The organism is Streptomyces akebiae, from assembly GCF_019599145.1.
Taxonomy (GTDB): Bacteria; Actinomycetota; Actinomycetes; order Streptomycetales; family Streptomycetaceae; genus Streptomyces; species Streptomyces akebiae.
Genome location: NZ_CP080647.1, coordinates 8457774 through 8478122, shown reverse-complemented (window position 1 = coordinate 8478122; position 20349 = coordinate 8457774). Strand labels below are relative to the sequence as shown.

Sequence of the window (20349 nt, the reverse complement as noted above, 5' to 3'; positions counted from 1 at the left end):
CCCGCACCCGCCGGAGTCATTCCCGGGCCAGCCCCAACCGCGCCCGCAGTCCGACCCGTTCGTCCGCCGCCACCGACGCGGCGCCCTCCGTGACGGTCTCGTAGACACCGAGGATGTCGGCGCCGACGGTGGACCAGTCGAACCGGCGGACGTGGGCGCTGCCCCGTTCGCGGAGTTCGGCACGGCGGTCCGGGTCGCCGAGGAGGCGCACGGCGGCGGTCGCGAGGGCGTCGGCGTCCTCGTTGGCGAAGAGCTCGCCCGCGGTGCCCTGATCGAGGACCTGGGCGAAGGCGTCGAGGTCGGAGGCGAGGACGGGGGCGCCGGCGGACATGGCCTCGACGAGGATGATGCCGAAGCTCTCGCCGCCGGTGTTGGGGGCGACGTAGACGTCGGCGCTGCGCAGGAAGCGGGCCTTGTCCTCGTCGCTGACCATGCCGAGGAACTCGACGCGGGAGCGCAGTTCCTTGGGCAGGGTCTCGACCGCCTCCTCCTCGTCCCCGCGCCCGGCGACCAGCAGCCGGGTCCGGGGGCGCTCGGCGAGGATCTTCGGGAGTGCCCTCATCAGGACCGGCAGTCCCTTGCGGGGTTCGTCGATGCGGCCGACGAAGCCGAGCGTGTCGCCCTGCCAGTCGGGGTTGGGCTTGGCGCGGGCGAAGAAGTCGACGTCGACGCCGTTCGGGATGACGACCGCGTCGCCGCCCAGGTGTTCGACCAGGGTGCGGCGGGCGTACTCGCTCACCGCGATCCGCGCGCTGATCTTCTCCAGCGCGGGCTGGAGGATCGGGTAGGCCGCGATCATCGCCCGGGAGCGCGGGTTGGAGGTGTGGAAGGTGGCCACGATCGGGCCCTGCGCGGCCCAGCAGGCCAGCAGGCCGAGCGACGGGGAGGCCGGCTCGTGGATGTGGATCACGTCGAACGTGCCGTCGTGCAGCCAGCGCCGTACCCTCGCCGCCGACAGGAACCCGAAGTTCAGGCGGGCCACCGAGCCGTTGTAGGGCACCGGGACCGCGCGGCCCGCCGAGACGACGTACGGCGGCAGCGGTGTGTCGTCGTCGGCGGGGGCGAGCACCGACACCTCGTGGCCGAGGCGGATGAGGTGGTCGGCCAGGTCGCGGATGTGGAACTGGACTCCCCCGGGCACGTCCCAGGAGTACGGGCAGACGATCCCGATCTTCACGGGCGTCCCTTCTCGGAGTCCGTCGCGGTGTCCGCCCGCGGAGTACGCGCGGTGTCCGTCGCGGAACCGGTCACGGGACCCGTCGCCGGCCTAGGTGCGGGTGTCGTCGGGCCGTCGGGACTCTTCGCGGAGTCGAGGTCCGCGAGCCACAAGCGCTGGAGCATGTGCCAGTCCTCCGGGTGGTCGGCGATGCCGGCGGCGAAGGCGTCTGCCAGCGCCTGTGTCATGACAGACGTCTTCTCGGCGCGGGTACCTGTCCCGGGTACCTCGACCGGGGCATGCACGCGTCCCCGCATGACGGGCGAGTCGTCGTACCAGAGCGTCGCCGGCAGCAGCAGCGCGCCGGTGTGCTGGGCGAGGAGAGCCGGTCCGCCGGGCATGCGGGTGGGTTCGCCGAAGAAGTCGACCTCGACGCCGGACGCGGACAGGTCGCGGTCGGCGACCAGGCAGACCAGGCCGCCGTCGCGCAGCCGCCGCGCCAGCGTGCCGAAGGCGGATCCGCCGCTGTGCGGCAGGACCTCCATGCCGAGGCCCTCGCGGTAGGCGACGAACCGGTCGTAGAGCGTCTCGGGCTTGAGGCGTTCGGCGACCGTCGTGAACGGGGTCTTCAGCTCGGTGGTGACCCAGGCGCCGGCGAGGTCCCAGTTGGCCAGGTGCGGCAGCGCGAGGACGACGCCCCGGCCGGCGGCGAGGCCGTCGGTGACGTGGTGGATGTCCTGGACCGTGACGCCGCTCCTGATCCGCTCCTCGCTCCAGGCGGGGAGCCGGAAGGACTCCATCCAGTAGCGCAGGTACGAACGCATGCCCGCGCGGGACAGCTCGGCCAGGCGCTCCGGGCCCGCGCCGGGCACCACGCGCGCGTAGTTGGCCTCCAGGCGGCGCACGAGGGGGCCACGACGCTTCCAGGTGGCGTCGGCGATCGTCCGGCCGAGGCGTACGGCGACGGGCTCGGGGAGCTTCTTCACCGTGCTCCAGCCCAGGCCGTACAGCCCGTCGGTCAGCCGGTCCCGCAGAGCGCTCACGGGGTCGCCTCGCTGTTGTGGGCGGTGTCCGGGGTCTCCTGTGCGGTCGCGGCGGCGGCCTCCGCCTCGGCCTCGGCGGACTCGCGGCGGACCGTGACCACGCGCTGGATCAGCGTGACGAGGCTGCCGACGGCGACGATCCACAGGGCGATGGGCAGCAGGACGTCGATGCCGGGCACCCCGAAGGCGTGCAGTCCGGAGAGTCCGGCCGCGACCAGCGAGATCACCAGACGCTCGGCGCGCTCCACCAGCCCGTTGACCGCCACCGGCAGGCCGATCGACTCGCCTCGCGCCTTGGTGTAGGACACCACCTGGCCGCTCGCCAGACAGAAGATCGAGACGGCGCACAGGGCGAGGTCGTCGCCCTTGCCCGCGTACCAGAGAGCGAAGCCGCCGAAGATCGCGCCGTCGGCCACCCGGTCGAGCGTGGAGTCGAGGAAGGCCCCCCAGCGGCTGGAGCGGCCCATCTGACGGGCCATGTTGCCGTCGACGAGGTCCGAGAACACGAACAGCGTGATGACGATCGTGCCCCAGAAGAACTCGCCCCGGGGGTAGAAGACCAGCGCACCCGCGATCACTCCGGCGGTGCCGATGAGGGTGACCGTGTCGGGGCTGACGCCCCTGCGGATCAAAAACGCGGCGAACGGTGTGAGGACACGCGTGAAGAATGCACGCGCGTACTTGTTCAGCATGGCCTTCCCGAGGGTCGGTGTCGCCGCATGGCCCCTGCTGGCCATCCGGCTGGCCCATCGTAGCCACGCGCGCGCGTGTGCGACCGTCGGGCACCAGCCCGCCGTGTCCCACGGGCGTGACCGGGTCCGCGAGGAGCGATCACGTCCTTCGTATGGACGCACCGTGACGCGAGTGCCAAGCTCGAAGACACCGCGGGCGTCATCGGAGCCGCCACCGCACGCGGATCCGCATGTCCGCGCCCACAGTGACCTCACCGTGCACGGGAGGCAGGATCATGGGCGACAAGGCGAACGCACATCCCGGAGCCGCCGGCAGGGCTACGGCGGCCGACCACCCCGCGTCCGTACGGAATGTGGTGCTGGTCGGCCACTCCGGTTCGGGCAAGACGACCCTGGTGGAGGCTCTCGCGCTGACGGCGGGGGCGGTGAACCGGGCGGGCCGCGTGGAGGACGGCGGCACCGTCTCCGACTACGACGAGATCGAACACCGGCAGCAACGCTCGGTGCAACTCTCCCTCGTCCCCGTCGAATGGGGCGGATACAAGATCAATCTGTTGGACACCCCCGGATACGCCGACTTCGTCGGGGAACTCAGGGCCGGTCTGCGAGCGGCGGACGCGGCCCTTTTCGTCGTCTCGGCCTCGGACGGCGTCGACGGCTCGACCCGCATGGTGTGGGAGGAGTGCGCGGCGGTCGGCATGCCGCGGGCGATCGTGATCACGCACCTGGAGGCCGCGCGGTCGGACTTCGAGGAGATGACCCGGATCTGTGCGGACACGTTCGGCGGGGACGACCCCGACGCCGTCCTTCCGCTCTATCTGCCGCTGCACGGCCCCCAGGGCCCCGACGGGCACGCGCCCGTGACCGGGCTGACCGGGCTGCTGTCGCAGAAGCTCTACGACTACTCCTCCGGCGAGCGCAAGGAGTCCGAGCCCGGCCCGGAGCAGCTGCCTGCGATCGACGAGGCCCGCAACCGGCTCATCGAGGGGATCATCGCCGAGAGCGAGGACGAGACCCTCATGGACCGCTATCTCGGCGGCGAGGCCATCGACGTCAAGACACTCGTCGACGACCTGGAGCGGGCCGTCGCGCGCGGGGTCTTCCACCCGGTGCTGGCCGCCGCCCCGGCGGCCGACGGCGCCAAACAGGGCATCGGCACGGTCGAGCTCCTCGAACTGATCACCGGCGGCTTCCCCACCCCCCTGGAGCGCGAGACACCCACGGTCACCACCCCCGAGGGCCGGCCCCGCGAGATCACGTCGGCCTGCGACCCGGACGGACCGTTGGTCGCCGAGGTCGTGAAGACCGCCAGCGACCCCTATGTGGGCCGGATCTCCCTGGTACGGGTCTTCTCCGGGACGCTGCGCCCCGACGTGACGGTGCATGTCTCCGGGCACGGTCTGGCCGACCGCGGGCACGAGGACCACGACGTCGACGAGCGGATCGGCGCCCTGTCCGCCCCGTTCGGCAAACAGCAGCGGACCCTCACCCACTGCATCGCGGGCGACCTGGCGTGCGTGGCGAAACTGAACCGCGCGGAGACCGGGGACACGCTCTCGGCCAAGGACGACCCGCTGCTCATGGAGCCGTGGGAGATGCCGGACCCGTTGCTGCCGCTCGCCATCGAGGCACACAGCAAGGCCGACGAGGACAAGCTCTCCCAGGGCCTCGCCCGGCTGGTCGCCGAGGACCCGACCATGCGGCTCGAACAGAACCAGGACACGCACCAGGTCGTCCTCTGGTGCCTGGGCGAGGCGCACGCCGACGTGGCGCTGGAACGGCTGCGCAGCCGCTACGGCGTCCAGGTCGACGTCATACCGCACCGGGTCTCCCTGCGGGAGACGTTCGCCGACAGGTCGGCGGGCCGGGGCCGGCACGTGAAGCAGTCCGGTGGACACGGGCAGTACGCGATCTGCGAGATCGAGGTGGAGCCACTGCCCGGCGGTTCCGGCATCGAGTTCGTCGACAAGGTCGTCGGCGGCGCGGTGCCCCGGCAGTTCATCCCGTCCGTCGAGAAGGGGGTACGGGCGCAGGCCGCGAAGGGTGTAGCGGCCGGTTATCCGCTCATCGACGTACGGATCACGCTGCGCGACGGCAAGGCGCACTCGGTGGACTCCTCGGACGCCGCGTTCCAGACGGCGGGCGCGCTGGCGCTGCGCGAGGCCGCCGCCGACGCGAAGATCCACCTGCTGGAGCCGGTGGCCGAGGTGTCGGTCCTGGTCGGCGACTCGTACGTGGGCCCGGTGATGAGCGATCTGTCCGGTCGGCGCGGCCGGGTCGTCGGCACCGAGCAGGCGGGCGGCGGACGCACCCTCGTCCGGGCCGAGGTACCGGAGATCGAGATCGACCGGTACGCCGTCGATCTGCGGTCGCTCTCCCACGGCACCGCGCGCTTCGGCCGCCGGTACACGCGGCACGAGCCGATGCCGTCGCATGTCGCCGAGAAGCTCCGGGAACAGACCGGGGAGAACTGACAGGGAGAACTGACCGGAGGGGTTCGGGACCCGGTGGACGAAAGGACAGCGGTGACCTCACGGTGGACGGCCACGGCCGTCCACCGGTGGGTTCCGTGAATGTCCGTTCCCCGCGCCGCGCGATGTCCATGGCTACGGATACGCTGATCACCTGATCGACAAGTATGGCTCGATCAGGCCCAGATCAGGCTATGACCTGATCAACAGGTGTGCGGAGCACGGAAGTCGGGAAGAGCCGCAGGAGCGAGTGTGCGGCGATGGGGGCGGCGGTGGCGGACGAATTCGATTTCTCTCCCGGGGCACAGGTGCCACTGACGGGCGCCGCGGGCCAGACCGCGGCGACGTACGCCCTGGCGTCCGCGGCCTACCGGGACAACGAGATCGCGGAGATCCTCAAGGCCAACAACGACTGGCACAAGTCCACGGTCAAACCCGGCCGCAAGTGGGCGACCATCTTCCGGCCGAACCTCGGGGAGGCCTTCTCCCTGGCGGTGCGGGACCGGATGGTCGGCGCGGGCCGCAAACCGCTCATCCAGTCCTTCGGCATGGAGCCGCAGGTCGTCGTCGAGCACTGCCTCGCGGCGAACAACATCCGCCGGGAGCGCGACAACTGGCTGTCGGCGATCATGGTCCTGTGCGGCCTGCTCTTCCTTCCCGGGCTCCTGCTGTGGCTGCTGGTCTTCCAGATCCGTACGACGGTCGCCAAGCGTGAGGACAAGCGGGCGGGCGCGCTCGGCACCACCCTGCTGGTCGCGGTGGGCGCCCTCGCCGTGATCTTCCTGCTCAAGATGCCCTTCGACGGCTTCTGGGCCTGGTACGCGCGTGCGTGCGTGGTGCTTCCGGTGGTCGGCTGGTTCTGGGCCAAGCAGATCTGTGAGCGCGCCGCCAAGGACCTGCGGGACCGCTGGTCCGGCCTGCTGGCGGGCGGTGGTGTCGGCGCCAAGATCCCCGAGGCGGTGCCCGGCAGCCCCGGCGAGACCAAGGCCGAGCAGTTGCGCAAGGAGCTGGCCCGGCTCAGCGCCGAGCAGCGCTCCAACCTCGTCTTCTACGCCGGCCCCAAGGGCATCCTGGGTATGGGCACCCGCTGGGGCAGCTGGCAGCTCGCCGAGGACCTCGTGCCGGCCGACTCCGGCAAGGAGATCCACCCGTTCCGCAGCTGGGACGTCATACGCGCCATCCACGACCAGCTGCGCATGCTGGAGCGCACCCCCCTCAACACCGGTGGTTTCACGGCCCCTTCCATCAAGCACTGGATCGTGAGCCCCATCGGCGAGGGCGCGGGCGCCGTGGCCCGGCCCGACAGCACCGACGTGGACGCGTACCAGTACAAGACGCACGCCATACAGGAGATCTGCAACAAGCAGCACTTCGGCAGCGGCAACCGCCACTACCTGGGAGTCCAATGGACCCTCTGGGACGGGCAGTTGATCATCACCATGCTGGTCACGGTCACCGTGCTGCACCAGACGCTCCGCATCGAGGTGACCGGGCACGCCCTGGGTCCGGTGCACGGACTGTTCACGACCGGTCCCGCGGCAAAGGAGAAGGAAGTCCAGAAGTCGCTGCGCTTCTGGGAGACGCGCAAGATCAAGCTCCCCCTCGTCGACGCCGACGAGGTCGTACGGCTCGCCGCGCGCGCCCCTCTGACCTGGTACCCGCCGCTGCTCAACTGGCTCGGCGGTTCGATGGGCCTGCCCGAGCCGTTCGGCCTGCGGCACGCCTGGGCCGACCAGCCGTGGCGGCACCGCTTCATGGCCGACGACGCGCTGCGCGCCGCCACGCCGGTGCTCCGCGTGGTGCACAACGCCGCGATCAAGGTGCTCAAGGAGAACGGCGTGGACACCGAGAAGTTCGGTTCCCGGGCCGGGTTCCTCAGCGGGGCGGTGCAGGATCCGACGCCGCGGAAGGCGGACCTCTACGACGCGTGAGCGCTGCGCTCGCTTGGGCGGAAGCGGGTGTGTGGGGGTTGGGGGCCGATGTCGGGGGTCGGGGGCCGATGTCGGGTGCGGGTGGGTGGGGCCTGGTCCGTCAGGGGCGCGGGGAACCGCGCGAGAAGCCCCACGCACCCGCGGATGGACAACCACCTGACCCGGCGGTCACACCGTGGGCCACGCCTCCGCCAGCATCTTCCTCGTGTCGGCCAGGAGTTGCGGCAGGATCCGCGTGTGGCCGACGACCGGCATGAAATTGGTGTCGCCGCCCCAGCGCGGCACGATGTGCTGGTGGAGGTGGGCCGCGATGCCGGCTCCCGCGACCGAACCCTGGTTCATGCCGATGTTGAAGCCGTGGGCGCCGGAGGCGGTGCGCAGGGCGGTCATGGACTGCTTGGTCAGCTCGGCCAGCTCAGCGGTCTCCGACACGGTGAGGTCCGTGTAGTCGGCGACGTGCCGGTAGGGCACGACCATGAGGTGGCCGCCGTTGTACGGGTAGAGGTTGAGCACCGCGTACACGTGCTCCCCGCGCCTGATGACCAGGCCGTCCTCATCCGATGTGGCCGGGATCGAGCAGAACGGACAGCCGTCTTCGGCCCCGGGACCGGTCGGCTTGTTCTCGCCCTGGATGTACGCCATCCGATGGGGCGTCCACAGGCGCTGGAACGCGTCCTGCGTCCCCACTCCGATCTGCTGCTCCGGCTCACTCGTCATGCAGTGCAGCATATGACTTCGCCCGTTCGCGGCGTGTCGCCGGGTACCGGCGCGGAACGGCCGGGGCCAAGCTGAGGCGATGGACCACGACAGCCGCGCGCTCTCCCGGGGGCGCCGCACGGGACACGTGCTCACCGGGGCGTCGGCCCTCTTCCTCGCCTCCTACGCGGTACGGGTACTGGCCAATGACCTCCCCCAGAGGTGGCTCAACCTCTGTCTCGCGGTGACGGTGCTGTGCTGGGCGGTCTTCGTCCTCGACTACGCGATGCGCTGGCGGCTCAGCGGGCTGGGCCTGAAGTTCGTGCGCGTCCACTGGCTGGACACCATCGTGCTCGTACTGCCGCTGCTGCGCCCCTTGTGTGTCGTGCAGATCCACGACGCCATGCAGCGTGGCCACGACCGGCCCCGGCTCTCGCTGCACGCGCGCGTTGCGGTCTACGCGGGCCTGTCCGTGACCCTGCTCGGCTTCACCGGCGCCCTCGCCGTCTACCAGCATGAACACACGGCGCCGAACGCGTCGATCGTCACGTTCGGCGACGCCGTCTGGTGGACCTGCGCCACGCTCGCCACGGTGGGGTACGGCGACGTCGCCCCCGTGACCCCGATGGGCCGGACGATCGCCGTCCTCCTCATGGCGTGCGGTCTGGCCCTGCTCGGCACGGTGACGGGGTCGTTCGGGTCGTGGCTGATCCAGGTGTTCATGCGGGAGGACGAGCAGAGGCCCCCGGAGAGCTGAGCTTCCCGAGGGCCTCACCTCGGCCTCGGCGCGGGTACGCCTCAGATCTGGACGCGGTCCGCCACGACCTGCGCGATCTTCGCGATGGCCTCCTCGACGGGGATGCCGTTCTCCTGCGAGCCGTCGCGGTAGCGGAAGGAGACGGCACCGGCCGCCATGTCCTCGTCGCCCGCGATGACCATGAAGGGCACCTTCGCCTTCTGGGCGTTGCGGATCTTCTTCTGCATGCGGTCGGAGGAGGCGTCGACGTCGACGCGGAGGCCCTTCTTCTTCGCCTCGGCGGCGAACCTCTGCAGGTACTCCACGTGCGCGTCGCCGATCGGGATGCCGACGGCCTGGACGGGGGCCAGCCACGCCGGGAAGGCGCCCGCGTAGTGCTCCAGGAGCACCGCGAAGAAGCGCTCGATCGAGCCGAACAGCGCGCGGTGGATCATGACCGGACGCTGCTTGGAGCCGTCCGGGCCGGTGTACTCCAGGTCGAAGCGCTCGGGCAGGTTGAAGTCGAGCTGGACCGTGGACATCTGCCAGGTACGGCCGATCGCGTCCTTGGCCTGGACGGAGATCTTCGGGCCGTAGAACGCGGCGCCGCCCGGGTCCGGGACCAGCGGGAGGCCCTGCTTCTCGGCGACCTGGCGGAGCGTCTCGGTGGCCTCCTCCCACGCCTCGTCCGAGCCGACGAACTTCTCCGGGTCCTTGGTGGACAGCTCCAGGTAGAAGTCGGTGAGGCCGTAGTCGCGCAGCAGGTTGAGGACGAAGGTGAGCGTCTTGTCGAGTTCGTCCGCCATCTGCTCACGGGTGCAGTAGATGTGCGCGTCGTCCTGGGTGAAGCCGCGGGCCCGGGTCAGGCCGTGCACGACGCCCGACTTCTCGTACCGGTACACGGTCCCGAACTCGAACAGGCGCAGCGGCAGTTCACGGTAGGAGCGGCCGCGCGCGTCGAAGATCAGGTTGTGCATCGGGCAGTTCATGGGCTTGAGGTAGTAGTCCACGCCCTCGTCGAGCTGCATGGGCGGGTACATGCCGTCGGCGTACCAGTCCAGGTGGCCCGAGACCTCGAAGAGCTTCCCCTTCGTGGCGTGCGGGGTGTAGACGAACTCGTAGCCCTCCTCCTCGTGCCGGCGGCGCGAGTAGTCCTCCATGACCCGGCGGATGATGCCGCCCTTGGGGTGGAAGACGGCGAGGCCGGAGCCGATCTCGTCCGGGATGGAGAACAGGTCGAGTTCGTTGCCCAGCTTGCGGTGGTCGCGCTTCTCGGCCTCGGCGAGGAAGTCGAGGTGCGCCTTCAGCTCCTCCTTGGAGGGCCAGGCGGTGCCGTAGATGCGCTGGAGCATCGGGTTCTTCTCGCTGCCGCGCCAGTACGCGGCGGCGTTGCGCATCAGCTTGAACGCCGGGATGTTGCGGGTGGTGGGGAGGTGGGGGCCTCGGCAGAGGTCCTTCCAGCACAGGTCACCGGTCTTGGCGTCCAGGTTGTCGTAGATCGTCAGCTCGCCGGCGCCGACCTCGACGTCCGCGCCGTCGTCGGAGGATGCCGAACCCTTGAGGCCGATCAACTCCAGCTTGTACGGCTCGTTCGCCAGTTCCTCGCGGGCCGCCTCGTCGGAGACGACGCGGCGGGAGAAGCGCTGGCCGCGCTTCTGGATCTCCTGCATCTTCTTCTCGATGGCCTTGAGATCCTCGGGCGTGAACGGCTTCTCCACGTCGAAGTCGTAGTAGAACCCGTCCCGGACCGGCGGGCCGATGCCCAGCTTCGCCTCGGGGAACAGTTCCTGCACCGCCTGGGCCATGACGTGCGCGGTGGAGTGGCGCAGGATGTTGAGACCGTCCTCGGAGGAGATCTCCACGCTCTCGACGGTCTCGCCGTCCTTCACCTCGTACGCGAGGTCCTTCAGCTCTCCGGCCACGCGGGCGGCGACGATGGTCCGCTCGCCGGCGAAGAGGTCGGCGGCCGTAGTGCCCGTCGTCACCACGCGCTCTTCCCGCTCGGAATCGCGTTGGATGATCACACGGACGTCGGACACCGGTCTCTCCTGACTGAAGGGGACCACCCACGGATTTTCGTAGGTGGTCCCCGAATCGTACCGAGCCGGGGGTGCCCTCTGCGAAACGGTTAAGGCGGACGCGGTCAGTCCCCTCCGCACGCCTCCTCGAAGAAGGCCGTGATCTCCGCGGTCTCCTGGAGCGACTTCATCAGCCGGTCCCGTTCGGCTTCGTCGACCTGCACGGGGGCGATCCCGTCGGCGTTCGTCAGCCGCCGGAAGCCGCCCCGGCTCTCCAGCCGGCCGTGCACCCGGACCGGCAGACCGACGAGATGGGCCTGCCCCGCGATCCGGTACGACTCCTCGTCCAGGGTCATGCGGACGTGCGGGACCTCGGCACCGGCGATGACCCGCAGCCGCACCGTGCCCTCGCCGCGCGCCGCCGACCGGCGCATCCGCACCACGGCCCCGGTGATCCGTACGGGCATCGGGGGTTCCGCGCGGAGATAGCGGGCCCCGGCCTCGCGCAGCACGGGCAGGTCGCCCGGGGAGAACTCGACGGGGTCGGCCGGTGTCGCACCGCCCTCGGGGACCCCGGCGGCGGGTGCCCAGTCGACGGCGACGCGGGCGCCCTCGGTGCCGCGGACGAGGGTGACGAGGGCCTCGGTCAGCTCGTGGCTGACCCCTGCTTCGACGGCGCCGTCGAAGGCGTCCATGCCGCCGGTGGCGCGCTGGTAGTCGATGGCCTCGCGGGCGGCGTACAGGGCCTGGTGGAGTCGTAAGGCCAAGGGGCGGCCGGTGGCGACCGGGACGAAGGCGGTCAGCCGGCGGCCTCCGGGGGCGGCGCCGACGAGGACACCGTCGAGCGAGGCGGCGGCGGGCAGGCGGTGCCGGGCGCCGTGGTAACCGGCTCGTGCGCGGGTGGCCAGGGCCGCCGCGAGGAGCATCTGGCGTGCGGCGGAGCGCAGTTGGTCCTCCACCACCCAGGAGGCGGTGCCCAGCGGGCCGGTGGGGACGTCCCGCCACCAGTGGATCTCGTCGCTGGGCACGGTGAGGGCGATCAGCACGTCCCGTGCGGCGGGCGACCCGCTCCGGGACAGTGCCGTGAGTGCCTCGCCGAGCAGGTCGTCGCTGTCGGGGAAGGCCCGGTTCTCCGGCACGAGCAGACTCATGCCACGCCCGGCCGGCTCGGGCGGGGTCCAGCGTCCGTACCGCCCGGTGGCTCCGCCGCGCCGCTGCCACCCGTGCCGTCGCAGCAGGACGCCCAGCACGGCGGGGTCCACCTGCGCGGGCTCTGGCGGCTGGGTCCAGGTGGGTTCGACGGGGTGGGGTCGCGCGGGACCCACGGGCTGGTTGATGGGGCTGCGCGCGCCCGCGGTCCGCGGTCGTGGGCCGTCGTCGATGGGGCCGTGGGTCACGGTCTGCCTCCCGTTCCGACCCGCGTCATGATCTCGCAGAGCGCACGGTCGTCGAAGATGCGCGAGGTCGGGACGCGCACGGTGGTGCGGCGCCGACCGGTGATCGGGTGTCCGGCGAGATTGGTCCAGTAGCAGCAGTGCCGCAGGTCGAGCCGGTCGTGGCCGGCCCGCAGCCACTGCTCCTGCGACCTGGGGACGATCATCACGACCAGGATCTTGTGCACCGAGACGGGGGTGCGGGCGAGCTTCGCCAGATGCTCGTTGTCGAGGGTGAAGGAGAAGAAGCGGCCCGGGGGGTCCGGCGCCAGCTGGTAGGTGGCCTTGAGCTGCACCTTGATGGTCACCTCGTCGTCGACGGTGTGACCGGGCGAGCCGTGACTGACGTGCCAGTCGATGCCGTTGTCCGGAAAGGGCTGGGACAGCGAGCAGCCGGCCGCGGCAGCCACCGCGTGCAGATATCCCACCTGCAGGGTCTCCATGCAGGCGGTGGTGGCGAGGGAGCCGCGGACCGGTGCCGCGTGCTCGGGCAGCAGCCCGCCCCGCTCGGGCTGCGCAATGGCCATGACCAACAGCCTTCCCCTACAGGTGTTTCCCCGTGCCGGGCCGCTGAACTGCGCAGACCCGTACTTCTGTTGTCTCCGTCCGGCGTACGGCGCAAACAGCCCGGGTATCACCAAACTGGCAGAAGACGGGGCGTCAGCTGCCGTGGGTGAACGAGGAGTTGTGGACACATGACGTGTTGGTACGAGGGGCCCTTGGCGGCGTTCGACACGGAGACCACGGGCGTGGACGTCGAGACCGACCGGATCGTGTCGGCCGCCGTCGTCGTCCAGGACGCGCCCGGCACCCGCCCCCGGGTGACCCGGTGGCTGGTGAACCCGGGCGTGCCGGTGCCCGCCGCGGCGACGGCGGTGCACGGGCTGACGGACGAGCGGTTGCAGCGCGACGGCCGTTGGCCGGCGCCGGTGATGGAGGAGATAGCCAGGGCGCTGGCCGAGCAGGCGGTGCGCGGCCGTCCGCTGGTGGTGATGAACGCGCCGTTCGATCTGACCCTGCTGGACCGCGAGTTGCGACGGCATCGCGCCTCGTCGCTGGACCACTGGTTCGAGACGACTCCGTTGCGGGTCCTCGACCCGCGGGTCCTGGACAAGCATCTGGACCGCTATCGCAAGGGTCGGCGCACGCTCACCGATCTGTGCGCGCACTACGAGGTGTCGCTGGACGGCGCGCACGACGCGGCGGCCGACGCGCAGGCGGCGATGGACGTCGTACGCGCGGTGGGTCACCGTTTCGCGACCCGGCTCGCCCGCCTCTCCCCCGCCGAACTGCACACTCTGCAGGCCGTCTGGCACGCGGCCCAGGCCCGCGGTCTGCAGGCCTGGTTCGCCCGCAGCGGCACGGAGGAGTCGGTGGACCCGGCATGGCCGTTGCGCCCGGACCTGCCGGCCGCCGCGGCATGAGAAAGGCCGGTCCGCAGCTGCGGACCGGCCTTTTCCCGGTGGGCGATACTGGGTTCGAACCAGTGACCTCTTCGGTGTGAACGAAGCGCTCTCCCACTGAGCTAATCGCCCGGGAACGGACTGAACAATACAGGTCCCGACGGGTCTGGTTCAAACCGCTTGGCCATCCGCCGTGAGGTACGCGGTGAGTCCTCGCCGTCCCGCCCGCATCATCAGCGCGTGGTTGGCGCGGAACACGGGCCGCCCCGGTACGGCGAGCCGTCGCAGCAGGTTCTTGCAGACCTCGACCTCCTGGTCGTACCGGGCGAGCGTGCCGGTCCCGGCGGCGGTGAGCGTCCAGCGGGCCCAGCCGTCCAGGTCACCGGTCATCTCGATCTCCAGGACGCCGGCCACCCGGTCGCGCCGCACCTCGCGCGCGGTGAAGGCGAGGTCGTACGGAAGGACCGAGCGGATCCGGACGGTGCCGGTGGTGTCGTCGATCCGGGTCACCTCGCGGACCTGCGGCCACCAGTGCGGGTAGTCGTCGGCGCGCTGGAGCACGTCGTACACGGCGGTGGGGCGAGCGGGGAGGTTCCAGTGGCTGCGGAAGCGGTAGTGGCACCAGTCCATGGTCGGATTCTGCCCGCACAGGGCCTGGTCGTGCGGGATCTGAGTACGGCCTGAGTATCAGCACTCATGTGGTACGCCGTGACGCGGACCACACTCCGGTGCATGACGTCCTTTCCGTCCCCTGCCGAGGAGTTGCGGGTCCTCGACGCCGAGCTGCGGCACCTCGACGCCCGCCGCGCCTTCCTGCTGAGCCGCCGCGCGTGGCTGGTCAGCGCCCTGTACGCCGCCGCGCCCGGGCCCACGCCCGCCGCACCGCCGGTACGGCGCCCGGAGGCGACCGCACCCCGCGTCCAGAACGTGCTGCTGATCCTCGGGGGCGTCCTGCTGACCGTCGCGGCGATCGCGTTCACGCTGGTCAGCTGGGGGCACATGGGCATCGCGGGTCGGGCGCTGGTGCTCGGCGCGGTCACGGTGGCCGCGCTCGGCGCTCCCGTGCTCCTCCTCCGACGCGGCCTGCGTTCGACGGCCGAGGCGGTGGCGGGCCTGGGCCTCGCCCTGACCGTCCTGGACGCGTACGCCCTGCACGAGGTCGCCTTCACGGGGGCGGACGGCACGGGGTACGCGGCGGCCGCGGCGGCGGTGCTCGCGACGGTGTGGGCGGCGTACGGGCTGGGGCTCGGCGCGCTGCCGACCGGGGCGGCGGAGTCCGGCTCGACGGTGCCCCGCACCGCCCTGGGCCTGCCGCTTCCCCTCGCGCTGGGCGCCGCGCAACTCCCGCTCCTCCTCTGGTCGTTCGCGGTGAACGCGAGTGTGGAGACGGTCACGGCCGTGCTGCTGGTGACAGCGGCGGCCGACACCGCGATCGCGCTCCGGGTGTCCCTCGTGCCGGTACGGATCGTCGCCGTGGTCGGCGCGGCCGGCTGGGGTGCCTTGGGCGTGTCGGCGGCCGGGTGGCTCTCGTGGGCCGCCACCGGCCCGAGCGCCGCCGCCCGTGCGGCGGCGCTCCTCGCCCTCGCGGCGGTGATCGCCCTCACGACCGCCTGGCTCGCCCCGAAGCCCGCCCTGGCCCTCGGCACCGCCCTCACCGGCGGGCTTCTCGTGGTGACGGGCCTCGGCGGCATCGCCCGCGCGGTCCTGCCCGAGATGTGGACGGTCCCGGCCCATCTCCTCTGCGGGCTCGCCCTGTTGACAGCCGTACGGGTACAGGCCCCCGAGCCCGTACGGCGCGGTCTCGTCCACGCCTCCGCCGTGGTCCAGGGCCTCGCGCTGGCCACCACGGTGCCGGTGGTGACGATCGCGCTGCTGGGCCCGGTCAGCCTGCTGGAGCGGATCTGGTCCGGCCCGCCCGCGGACGCCCGCGCCGCGGTGACGCTCGACGCTCCGTGGCCCCCGAACACGGCGACCGTCCCCCTCGTGCTCGCCGCCGTCGCCGGAGTGCTGGCCCTGACCGGACGCACCGCCCCGTGGCGGACCCCGGCACTGGTCGGCGCCTCGGTCCTCACCTGGGCGACGGTCCTGGTCCTCCCCGCGGTCCTGGAACTGCCGTACGCGGCCGGGCTGATGGCCCAGGGGCTCCTGCTGGTGGTCACCCTGGCCCTCGCCGGGCTCGCACGGTCGGCGGCGCCCGAGCGGCCTCAGCCGTCCACGGCGGCCGACCGCCTTCGGTCGCCTCTGCCGCTCACCGGCACCCTTCTGGCCCTGGTCACCTCCGTGAGCCTGGTCCTGCACTCCCTGGCCACCGAACCCGCGACCCTCATCGCCCTCGCGACCTCGACCGTCCTGTTCGCGGCGGCGGCGTGGCGCACCGACCTCGGCGTCCTCGCAGCGCCCGCCTCGCTCGTCCATGCCACGGCCCTGACCTGCGCGATCGGCGCGTCCGCCGGCTGGGAGCCACAGCACACCGCCCTGCTCGTCCTGACCGTCCCGGCGATCGCGGCCCTGGTCGCGACACGCCTCGACGACTCGCCCATGACGATCCCGGTCGAGGCGACCGGCGCCGCGGCCGGCCTTCTGGCCATCGCCCTCTCGTCCGTACACCCGCCGCTGCTGGCCCTCACCCTCGCGCTGTGCGGAGTGATCGTCACGGGCCGAGCCGTACGACCGGACCGCCGTCACCTCGGCCATCTGGCCGCCGCGCTCTTCGTGACGGCGTCCTGGGTGCGGCTGGCGGTCTGGGAGGTCGGCTCACCGGAGGCGTACACCCTGCCGGTGACCCTCCCCGCCCTGCTCGTCGGCCGACTGCGCCGGCGCCGGGACGTGACGGTCTCGTCCTGGACGGCGTACGGCCCGGGACTCGCCGTCACGCTCGTCCCGAGCCTCTTCGCGGCCTGGGGCGACACCCACTGGCTCCGTCCCCTGCTGCTGGGCGTCGCCGCCCTGACCGTCACCCTGCTGGGCGCCCGCCACCGCCTCCAGGCCCCGCTGCTCCTCGGCGGCGCCACCCTCGCCCTGGTCGCCCTGCACGAACTGGCCCCCTACATCGCCCAGGTCGTGGACGCCCTCCCCCGTTGGGTACCTCCCGCACTCGCCGGTCTTGCCCTGCTCGCGGCGGGTGCCACCTACGAACAGCGCTTGCGCGACGCACGCCGCATGCGGAACCTCCTGGGCAAGCTCAGCTGAAGGGGCACGGGGAACTGCGCGACCGGCCACGACGGACCCGCAGTTCCCCACCCAGCCCAGGCACCCCAAAGCCCCCGGGCACCTCCAGCGGAACGTCAGGGCATCTTGTCGCCCACGAGCGCCAGGTTCTGGATGGCCGCCAACCCGTACAGCGCGGTCGCGTTGGTGGACACCCATGCCGCCTCGCTGCCCGGCACGAGCGCCGTCGGGCCCTCGATCTTCTTCGTGGACCAGTCGGTCGACTCCTTGTAGTCCCAGGTGTCGGCACTGTTGTAGAACTGCCGCCACGCGCGGGCCGCCAGCTTGTCGTCCTTCAACTGCACGGCGGCGTACGCGTCCTGCCGCGAGTGGCCCTGGAAGAGCAGCAGGGTCCCGAAGTGGGAGCCGTAACGGGCGGTCTGCTCGGCCCTCGTGGCGTTGAAGTAGCGGCAGTAGTCGAGCCACGCCTCCTTGAACTTGGGCATCTCGATCTGGTCGAGGAGCTCCGCGCACATCTCGACCAGGCCGAACATCGCCGACAGGTGCGAGACCCCCACCACGGGCTTGTCCGCGACGGCGAACTTGCCCGTGTCCAGGTCGTAGAGGCCGGTGCCCTGGACGAATCCGTTGGGCTGGGCCGCGATCGTCTCCATGGTCGACAGCACGCGGGCCTTGGCCTTCTCCCACTTGGGTCCGCGCCGCTCCCACTCGGTCAGCCACGCCGACACCAGCCCCGACCAGTCGGTGCCGAAGCCGATCGACAGGGCGTTGCGGTCGGGGGTGTAGGGCTCGGTGCGGATCTTGCGGATGGGGTCGAGGACGAGGAACGTCTCGTCGGAGTCGACGTTGGCGTGCATGAGGTCGCCGACGCGTTCGTCGGCGGTGAGGAAGTAGTAGTAGCGGCGGTAGGTGGTGTTGGCGATCCGCTGCTGCTTGGCGCTGTCGGCGTAGTGCTGGACACCGTGGCGGGTGCCGAGGCCCGCCCACTTCCCCAGGTGGTACACGTCGACCTCGCCGGTGTGGCGGGTCATGGCCTCGGCGAAGCGGAAGATGTCGGCGCGCCCGGAGCGCATGTACGCGAACCACAGCCACAGGTCGGGCGAGAGCTCGGAGTTGTCCCAGGCGTAGCCGCCGACGTCGTAGCACCACTGGTGACGGCTGGGGTCGTAGCTGTGCATGATGTCGCCGTAGTCCCAGAAGCCGTACCACCGGCGCATCTCCACCTGGTCCTTGTAGTAGGTGAAGAGGAAGTCGAGGTGGTCCTCGATCTTCGCCTTGGCGGCGGTGGACCGGTCGGGCTCGGAGAACAGCTTGCCGAAGACGCCCGCCTTGATGAGCTGCTTGGGCGGGGCGGCGAGCTGCGCGGGCGTGCGGACGGCCTCGACCTGCTTGGCCATGTCCTCGGCGCCGGGCGTGGACTCGTGGGCCCAGAAGAGCAGTTCGCTGGTGCGGGCGATGCCGTAGGGGGTGCCGAACCCCGGCTCGTAGTCCTCGTAGGTGATGTTGAGGCCTTCGAGCTGCTCGGGATAGGTGTCCTGGCCCATGCCGTCGTGGTAGAAGCGCAGGTCCATGGGCTGCGCCTCGGGCGACCAGAGCCAGAGGGTGATCTCGGCGGTGTCGGTGTGGGCGTCGCGGATGTCGAGCTGCGCGGGGAACTTCTCCCAGAAGTCACGCAGGCCGAAGGCGAACCCGCCGGAGGCGCCGCCGACGTACCCGAAGCCGCTCGCCCTGCGGCCGCCGCCTGCCGGGATCCAGCCATGGCCCTTCTTGGTGCGCTTGCGGACACCGAAGCCGTCGGCGGACAGCTGCGAGAGCGTGTAGTCGCCCCACTCGGGGATGTACTGCAGGCGGGTGGTGACCCGCTGGTCCCACGTCGAGGGGTCGGGCAGCTTCTTGCCCTCGAACTGGGCGGTCCGCACGGCCGCGCCGGGATCGCGGCGCAGTCCGGTGATGCCCTTGACGGCCTCGCGCAGCAGACCGGTGCCCTCGCCGCCGATGCGGATGTGGCGGTCGTAGGCGGCGTCGCGCATCGGGACCTTGAAGCGGACGCCGATGCCTCGGATGAAGTCGCCGCTGGCCTTTCCGGGTTCCTGGGTGCCGTCGAAGGTGATGGTGTGCACCATGCGGAAGGACTCGGCGCCCGCGTAGAAGTAGAGGCGGATCGAGAAGGGCAGCCAACTGCGGCTTCCCTTGCGGTGCTTGCCGTCGATGCGGACGACCGCGCGGACCGGGCCCTCCTGCTCGACCTCGACCTCGTCGATGACGCTCTCGAAGCGCTCGTACTTCTCGGTGCCCTGGTCGCCGTCCTCGATCTCGGGCTGGCGGAGCAGTACCAGCCGACCGGTGTGGGCGATCTCGGTGGAGCCGCGCCGTACGGACTTCACGAGGGTGGAGCCGGACTTGCCGATCGTGGCGGTGATGACGCCGGTCGAGACGTCGATGGTGCCGCCGCTCTTGTCGACGGTGACCTTCTTCTCCGGCGCGACCGGCGTGCCGGCGGCGAGGGTGAGCTTGCCGGAGCCGGCGCCCGCGCCCACCGCGTGCGCGGTCCACTTCACGGAGCCGTCCGGCCAGTAGCCGATCGGCCAGGACTGGACCGGGATGTCCTTGCCGTCCGCGTCCCTCAAAGAGAACGACTGTTCCTTCTCGTAGGCGCCCTTCGGCCACGGCACACCCACGGTCGAACCGGGAGCGGCGCCGAGTCCGCCGTCCTCCAGCCAGTCCAGGGTCACCGGGTCCGCCTCCGCGGCCTCGGCTCCGGGCGCGGCCTGCGCGTTCGAACTCCCTAGCGCCCAGCTGAACTGCGCTGCGGCTCCTGCGACGGCGGCCGCCTTGAGAAGGGACCTGCGGTCGATGGGGGACATGGCCTTTCCTTTCCGAACAGGAAGTCGTGCGTGCGGGTAGTCAGGGGCATGACAGAGGCAGGTGCGGCGCCTCGGGGACACCGACCTGGGTGCGGCGCGCCGCCGCTGCGGTCAGCGGCGGCGCCGGTACCGCTCCTCCACGGCGACGGCCGCCGCCGCGACGGCCCCGAGCACCGGGACCGCCAGCGGCGCGACGAACCAGGCGGAGCAGGCCACCACGGCCAGTCCGCCGACGAGCAGAAAGGAGCCGGCGGGGTCGAGCACGGTCCGCCGTCCGGCCGCACCCAGCAGGGCCCGCCAGGTGGCCCCGGGCCGCCAGAGCGCCGCCGCGCGGAGTCCGGCGACGGCGGCGCCGATCAGGGCGAGGACCCCGATCGCGCCGACCAGCGGCCCGCCCGGGATGCCGGCGCGTACGGCCTGCACATCCACCCAGACCGCCGCCAGCGCCGCCCACCCGGCGAGCCCGACGAGCCAGCCGCCGCGCACCGCTGCCCGGAAGTCGGCCACGAACTCCCGCCAGCCGCCGCCCTCATGGGCCGTGCGGCGTCGCAGATGCCGGGAGCCCGCGGCGAAGGCGGCCGGGTACGTCACCAGCGGCAGCGAGGCCAGCGCGATCCACACCCCGGTGAGCAGACACTCGGCGAACAGCGCGAACCGCTCGGCGAGCAGGGACTCCTCACGGGGTGCGGCCGACTTGGCACGGTCGCGGATACGGGTACGGGTGCGGGCGAGTGCCAT

15 protein-coding genes and 1 tRNA gene are annotated in these 20349 nt (G+C 71.5%); 5 read left to right on the top strand and 11 right to left on the bottom strand.

Features of this window, described 5'->3' with window-relative positions:
• Positions 1-16 precede the first annotated feature (16 nt).
• Genes K1J60_RS36805 through pgsA form a run of 3 tightly spaced genes read right to left on the bottom strand, consistent with a single transcriptional unit; the run spans position 17 to position 2891 of the window.
• A complete protein-coding gene (locus K1J60_RS36805) occupies positions 17-1177 on the bottom strand; it encodes a glycosyltransferase family 4 protein (RefSeq protein WP_220649984.1) in 1161 nt (386 codons plus the stop codon).
• Positions 1174-2199, bottom strand: coding sequence for a phosphatidylinositol mannoside acyltransferase (locus K1J60_RS36800; protein ID WP_259408072.1), 1026 nt, complete (start codon positions 2197-2199; stop codon positions 1174-1176). The genes K1J60_RS36805 and K1J60_RS36800 overlap by 4 nt, the downstream gene beginning before the upstream one ends.
• Positions 2196-2891, bottom strand: a complete 696-nt coding sequence (gene pgsA, locus K1J60_RS36795; protein WP_398683824.1) for a phosphatidylinositol phosphate synthase — start codon at positions 2889-2891, stop codon at positions 2196-2198. The genes K1J60_RS36800 and pgsA overlap by 4 nt, the downstream gene beginning before the upstream one ends.
• A gap of 275 nt (positions 2892-3166) precedes the next feature.
• On the opposite strand from pgsA, the gene K1J60_RS36790 reads away from it, so the two are divergent.
• Together K1J60_RS36790 and K1J60_RS36785 are read left to right on the top strand one after the other, a co-directional pair.
• The gene (locus K1J60_RS36790; RefSeq protein WP_220649982.1) at positions 3167-5365 is read left to right on the top strand and encodes an elongation factor G-like protein EF-G2; all 2199 of its coding nucleotides are present in this window, start codon (positions 3167-3169) and stop codon (positions 5363-5365) included.
• Positions 5366-5622: 257 nt separating this feature from the next.
• Complete coding sequence (locus K1J60_RS36785) at positions 5623-7293, top strand: hypothetical protein (protein ID WP_220649981.1); 1671 nt, start codon at positions 5623-5625, stop codon at positions 7291-7293.
• Positions 7294-7461: 168 nt separating this feature from the next.
• On the opposite strand, the gene K1J60_RS36780 is transcribed toward K1J60_RS36785, so the two are convergent.
• Complete coding sequence (locus K1J60_RS36780; protein ID WP_220649980.1) at positions 7462-8022, bottom strand: HIT family protein; 561 nt, start codon at positions 8020-8022, stop codon at positions 7462-7464.
• A 67-nt stretch (positions 8023-8089) separates the two neighbouring features.
• On the opposite strand from K1J60_RS36780, the gene K1J60_RS36775 reads away from it, so the two are divergent.
• Positions 8090-8746 carry a potassium channel family protein gene (locus K1J60_RS36775; protein ID WP_220649979.1) on the top strand — a complete coding sequence of 219 codons (657 nt, stop codon included), beginning with the start codon at positions 8090-8092 and terminating at the stop codon, positions 8744-8746.
• 41 nt (positions 8747-8787) lie between these two features.
• On the opposite strand, the gene thrS is transcribed toward K1J60_RS36775, so the two are convergent.
• The 3 genes from thrS to K1J60_RS36760 all read right to left on the bottom strand — a co-directional run bounded on the left by thrS (position 8788) and on the right by K1J60_RS36760 (position 12703).
• On the bottom strand, positions 8788-10764 hold the full coding sequence (thrS, locus tag K1J60_RS36770) for a threonine--tRNA ligase (protein WP_220649978.1): 1977 nt from the start codon (positions 10762-10764) through the stop codon (positions 8788-8790).
• A gap of 104 nt (positions 10765-10868) precedes the next feature.
• Positions 10869-12140, bottom strand: coding sequence for a hypothetical protein (locus K1J60_RS36765; protein ID WP_398683822.1), 1272 nt, complete (start codon positions 12138-12140; stop codon positions 10869-10871).
• On the bottom strand, positions 12137-12703 hold the full coding sequence (locus K1J60_RS36760; RefSeq protein WP_220649977.1) for a DUF4365 domain-containing protein: 567 nt from the start codon (positions 12701-12703) through the stop codon (positions 12137-12139). The genes K1J60_RS36765 and K1J60_RS36760 overlap by 4 nt, the downstream gene beginning before the upstream one ends.
• Positions 12704-12871: 168 nt before the next feature.
• Here K1J60_RS36760 and K1J60_RS36755 point away from each other — a divergent pair, with 168 nt between their 5' ends.
• On the top strand, positions 12872-13600 hold the full coding sequence (locus tag K1J60_RS36755; protein ID WP_220649976.1) for a 3'-5' exonuclease: 729 nt from the start codon (positions 12872-12874) through the stop codon (positions 13598-13600).
• A 39-nt stretch (positions 13601-13639) separates the two neighbouring features.
• On the opposite strand, the gene K1J60_RS36750 is transcribed toward K1J60_RS36755, so the two are convergent.
• Positions 13640-13711, bottom strand: a tRNA-Val gene (locus K1J60_RS36750).
• A 39-nt stretch (positions 13712-13750) separates the two neighbouring features.
• A complete protein-coding gene (locus K1J60_RS36745; protein WP_220649975.1) occupies positions 13751-14209 on the bottom strand; it encodes an SRPBCC family protein in 459 nt (152 codons plus the stop codon).
• A gap of 102 nt (positions 14210-14311) precedes the next feature.
• On the opposite strand from K1J60_RS36745, the gene K1J60_RS36740 reads away from it, so the two are divergent.
• Complete coding sequence (locus K1J60_RS36740) at positions 14312-16768, top strand: SCO7613 C-terminal domain-containing membrane protein (RefSeq protein ID WP_259408071.1); 2457 nt, start codon at positions 14312-14314, stop codon at positions 16766-16768.
• 95 nt (positions 16769-16863) lie between these two features.
• Here the strand turns inward: K1J60_RS36740 and K1J60_RS36735 are convergent, their stop codons facing one another.
• The gene (locus K1J60_RS36735) at positions 16864-19611 is read right to left on the bottom strand and encodes an exo-rhamnogalacturonan lyase family protein (protein WP_220649973.1); all 2748 of its coding nucleotides are present in this window, start codon (positions 19609-19611) and stop codon (positions 16864-16866) included.
• Between the two features lie 111 nt (positions 19612-19722).
• Positions 19723-20349, bottom strand: coding sequence for a hypothetical protein (locus K1J60_RS36730; protein ID WP_220649972.1), 627 nt, complete (start codon positions 20347-20349; stop codon positions 19723-19725).

Bases quoted from the DNA above. Each gene is read 5' to 3' on its own strand.
- pgsA (WP_398683824.1), bottom strand. From the start codon at position 2,891: ATGCTGAACAAGTACGCGCGTGCATTCTTCACGCGTGTCCTCACACCG.
- K1J60_RS36790 (WP_220649982.1), top strand. From the start codon at position 3,167: ATGGGCGACAAGGCGAACGCACATCCCGGAGCCGCCGGCAGGGCTACG.
- K1J60_RS36785 (WP_220649981.1), top strand. From the start codon at position 5,623: ATGGGGGCGGCGGTGGCGGACGAATTCGATTTCTCTCCCGGGGCACAG.
- K1J60_RS36780 (WP_220649980.1), bottom strand. From the start codon at position 8,022: ATGCTGCACTGCATGACGAGTGAGCCGGAGCAGCAGATCGGAGTGGGG.
- K1J60_RS36775 (WP_220649979.1), top strand. From the start codon at position 8,090: ATGGACCACGACAGCCGCGCGCTCTCCCGGGGGCGCCGCACGGGACAC.
- K1J60_RS36760 (WP_220649977.1), bottom strand. From the start codon at position 12,703: ATGGCCATTGCGCAGCCCGAGCGGGGCGGGCTGCTGCCCGAGCACGCG.
- K1J60_RS36755 (WP_220649976.1), top strand. From the start codon at position 12,872: ATGACGTGTTGGTACGAGGGGCCCTTGGCGGCGTTCGACACGGAGACC.
- K1J60_RS36745 (WP_220649975.1), bottom strand. From the start codon at position 14,209: ATGGACTGGTGCCACTACCGCTTCCGCAGCCACTGGAACCTCCCCGCT.
- K1J60_RS36740 (WP_259408071.1), top strand. From the start codon at position 14,312: ATGACGTCCTTTCCGTCCCCTGCCGAGGAGTTGCGGGTCCTCGACGCC.
- K1J60_RS36735 (WP_220649973.1), bottom strand. From the start codon at position 19,611: ATGTCCCCCATCGACCGCAGGTCCCTTCTCAAGGCGGCCGCCGTCGCA.
- K1J60_RS36730 (WP_220649972.1), bottom strand. From the start codon at position 20,349: ATGGCACTCGCCCGCACCCGTACCCGTATCCGCGACCGTGCCAAGTCG.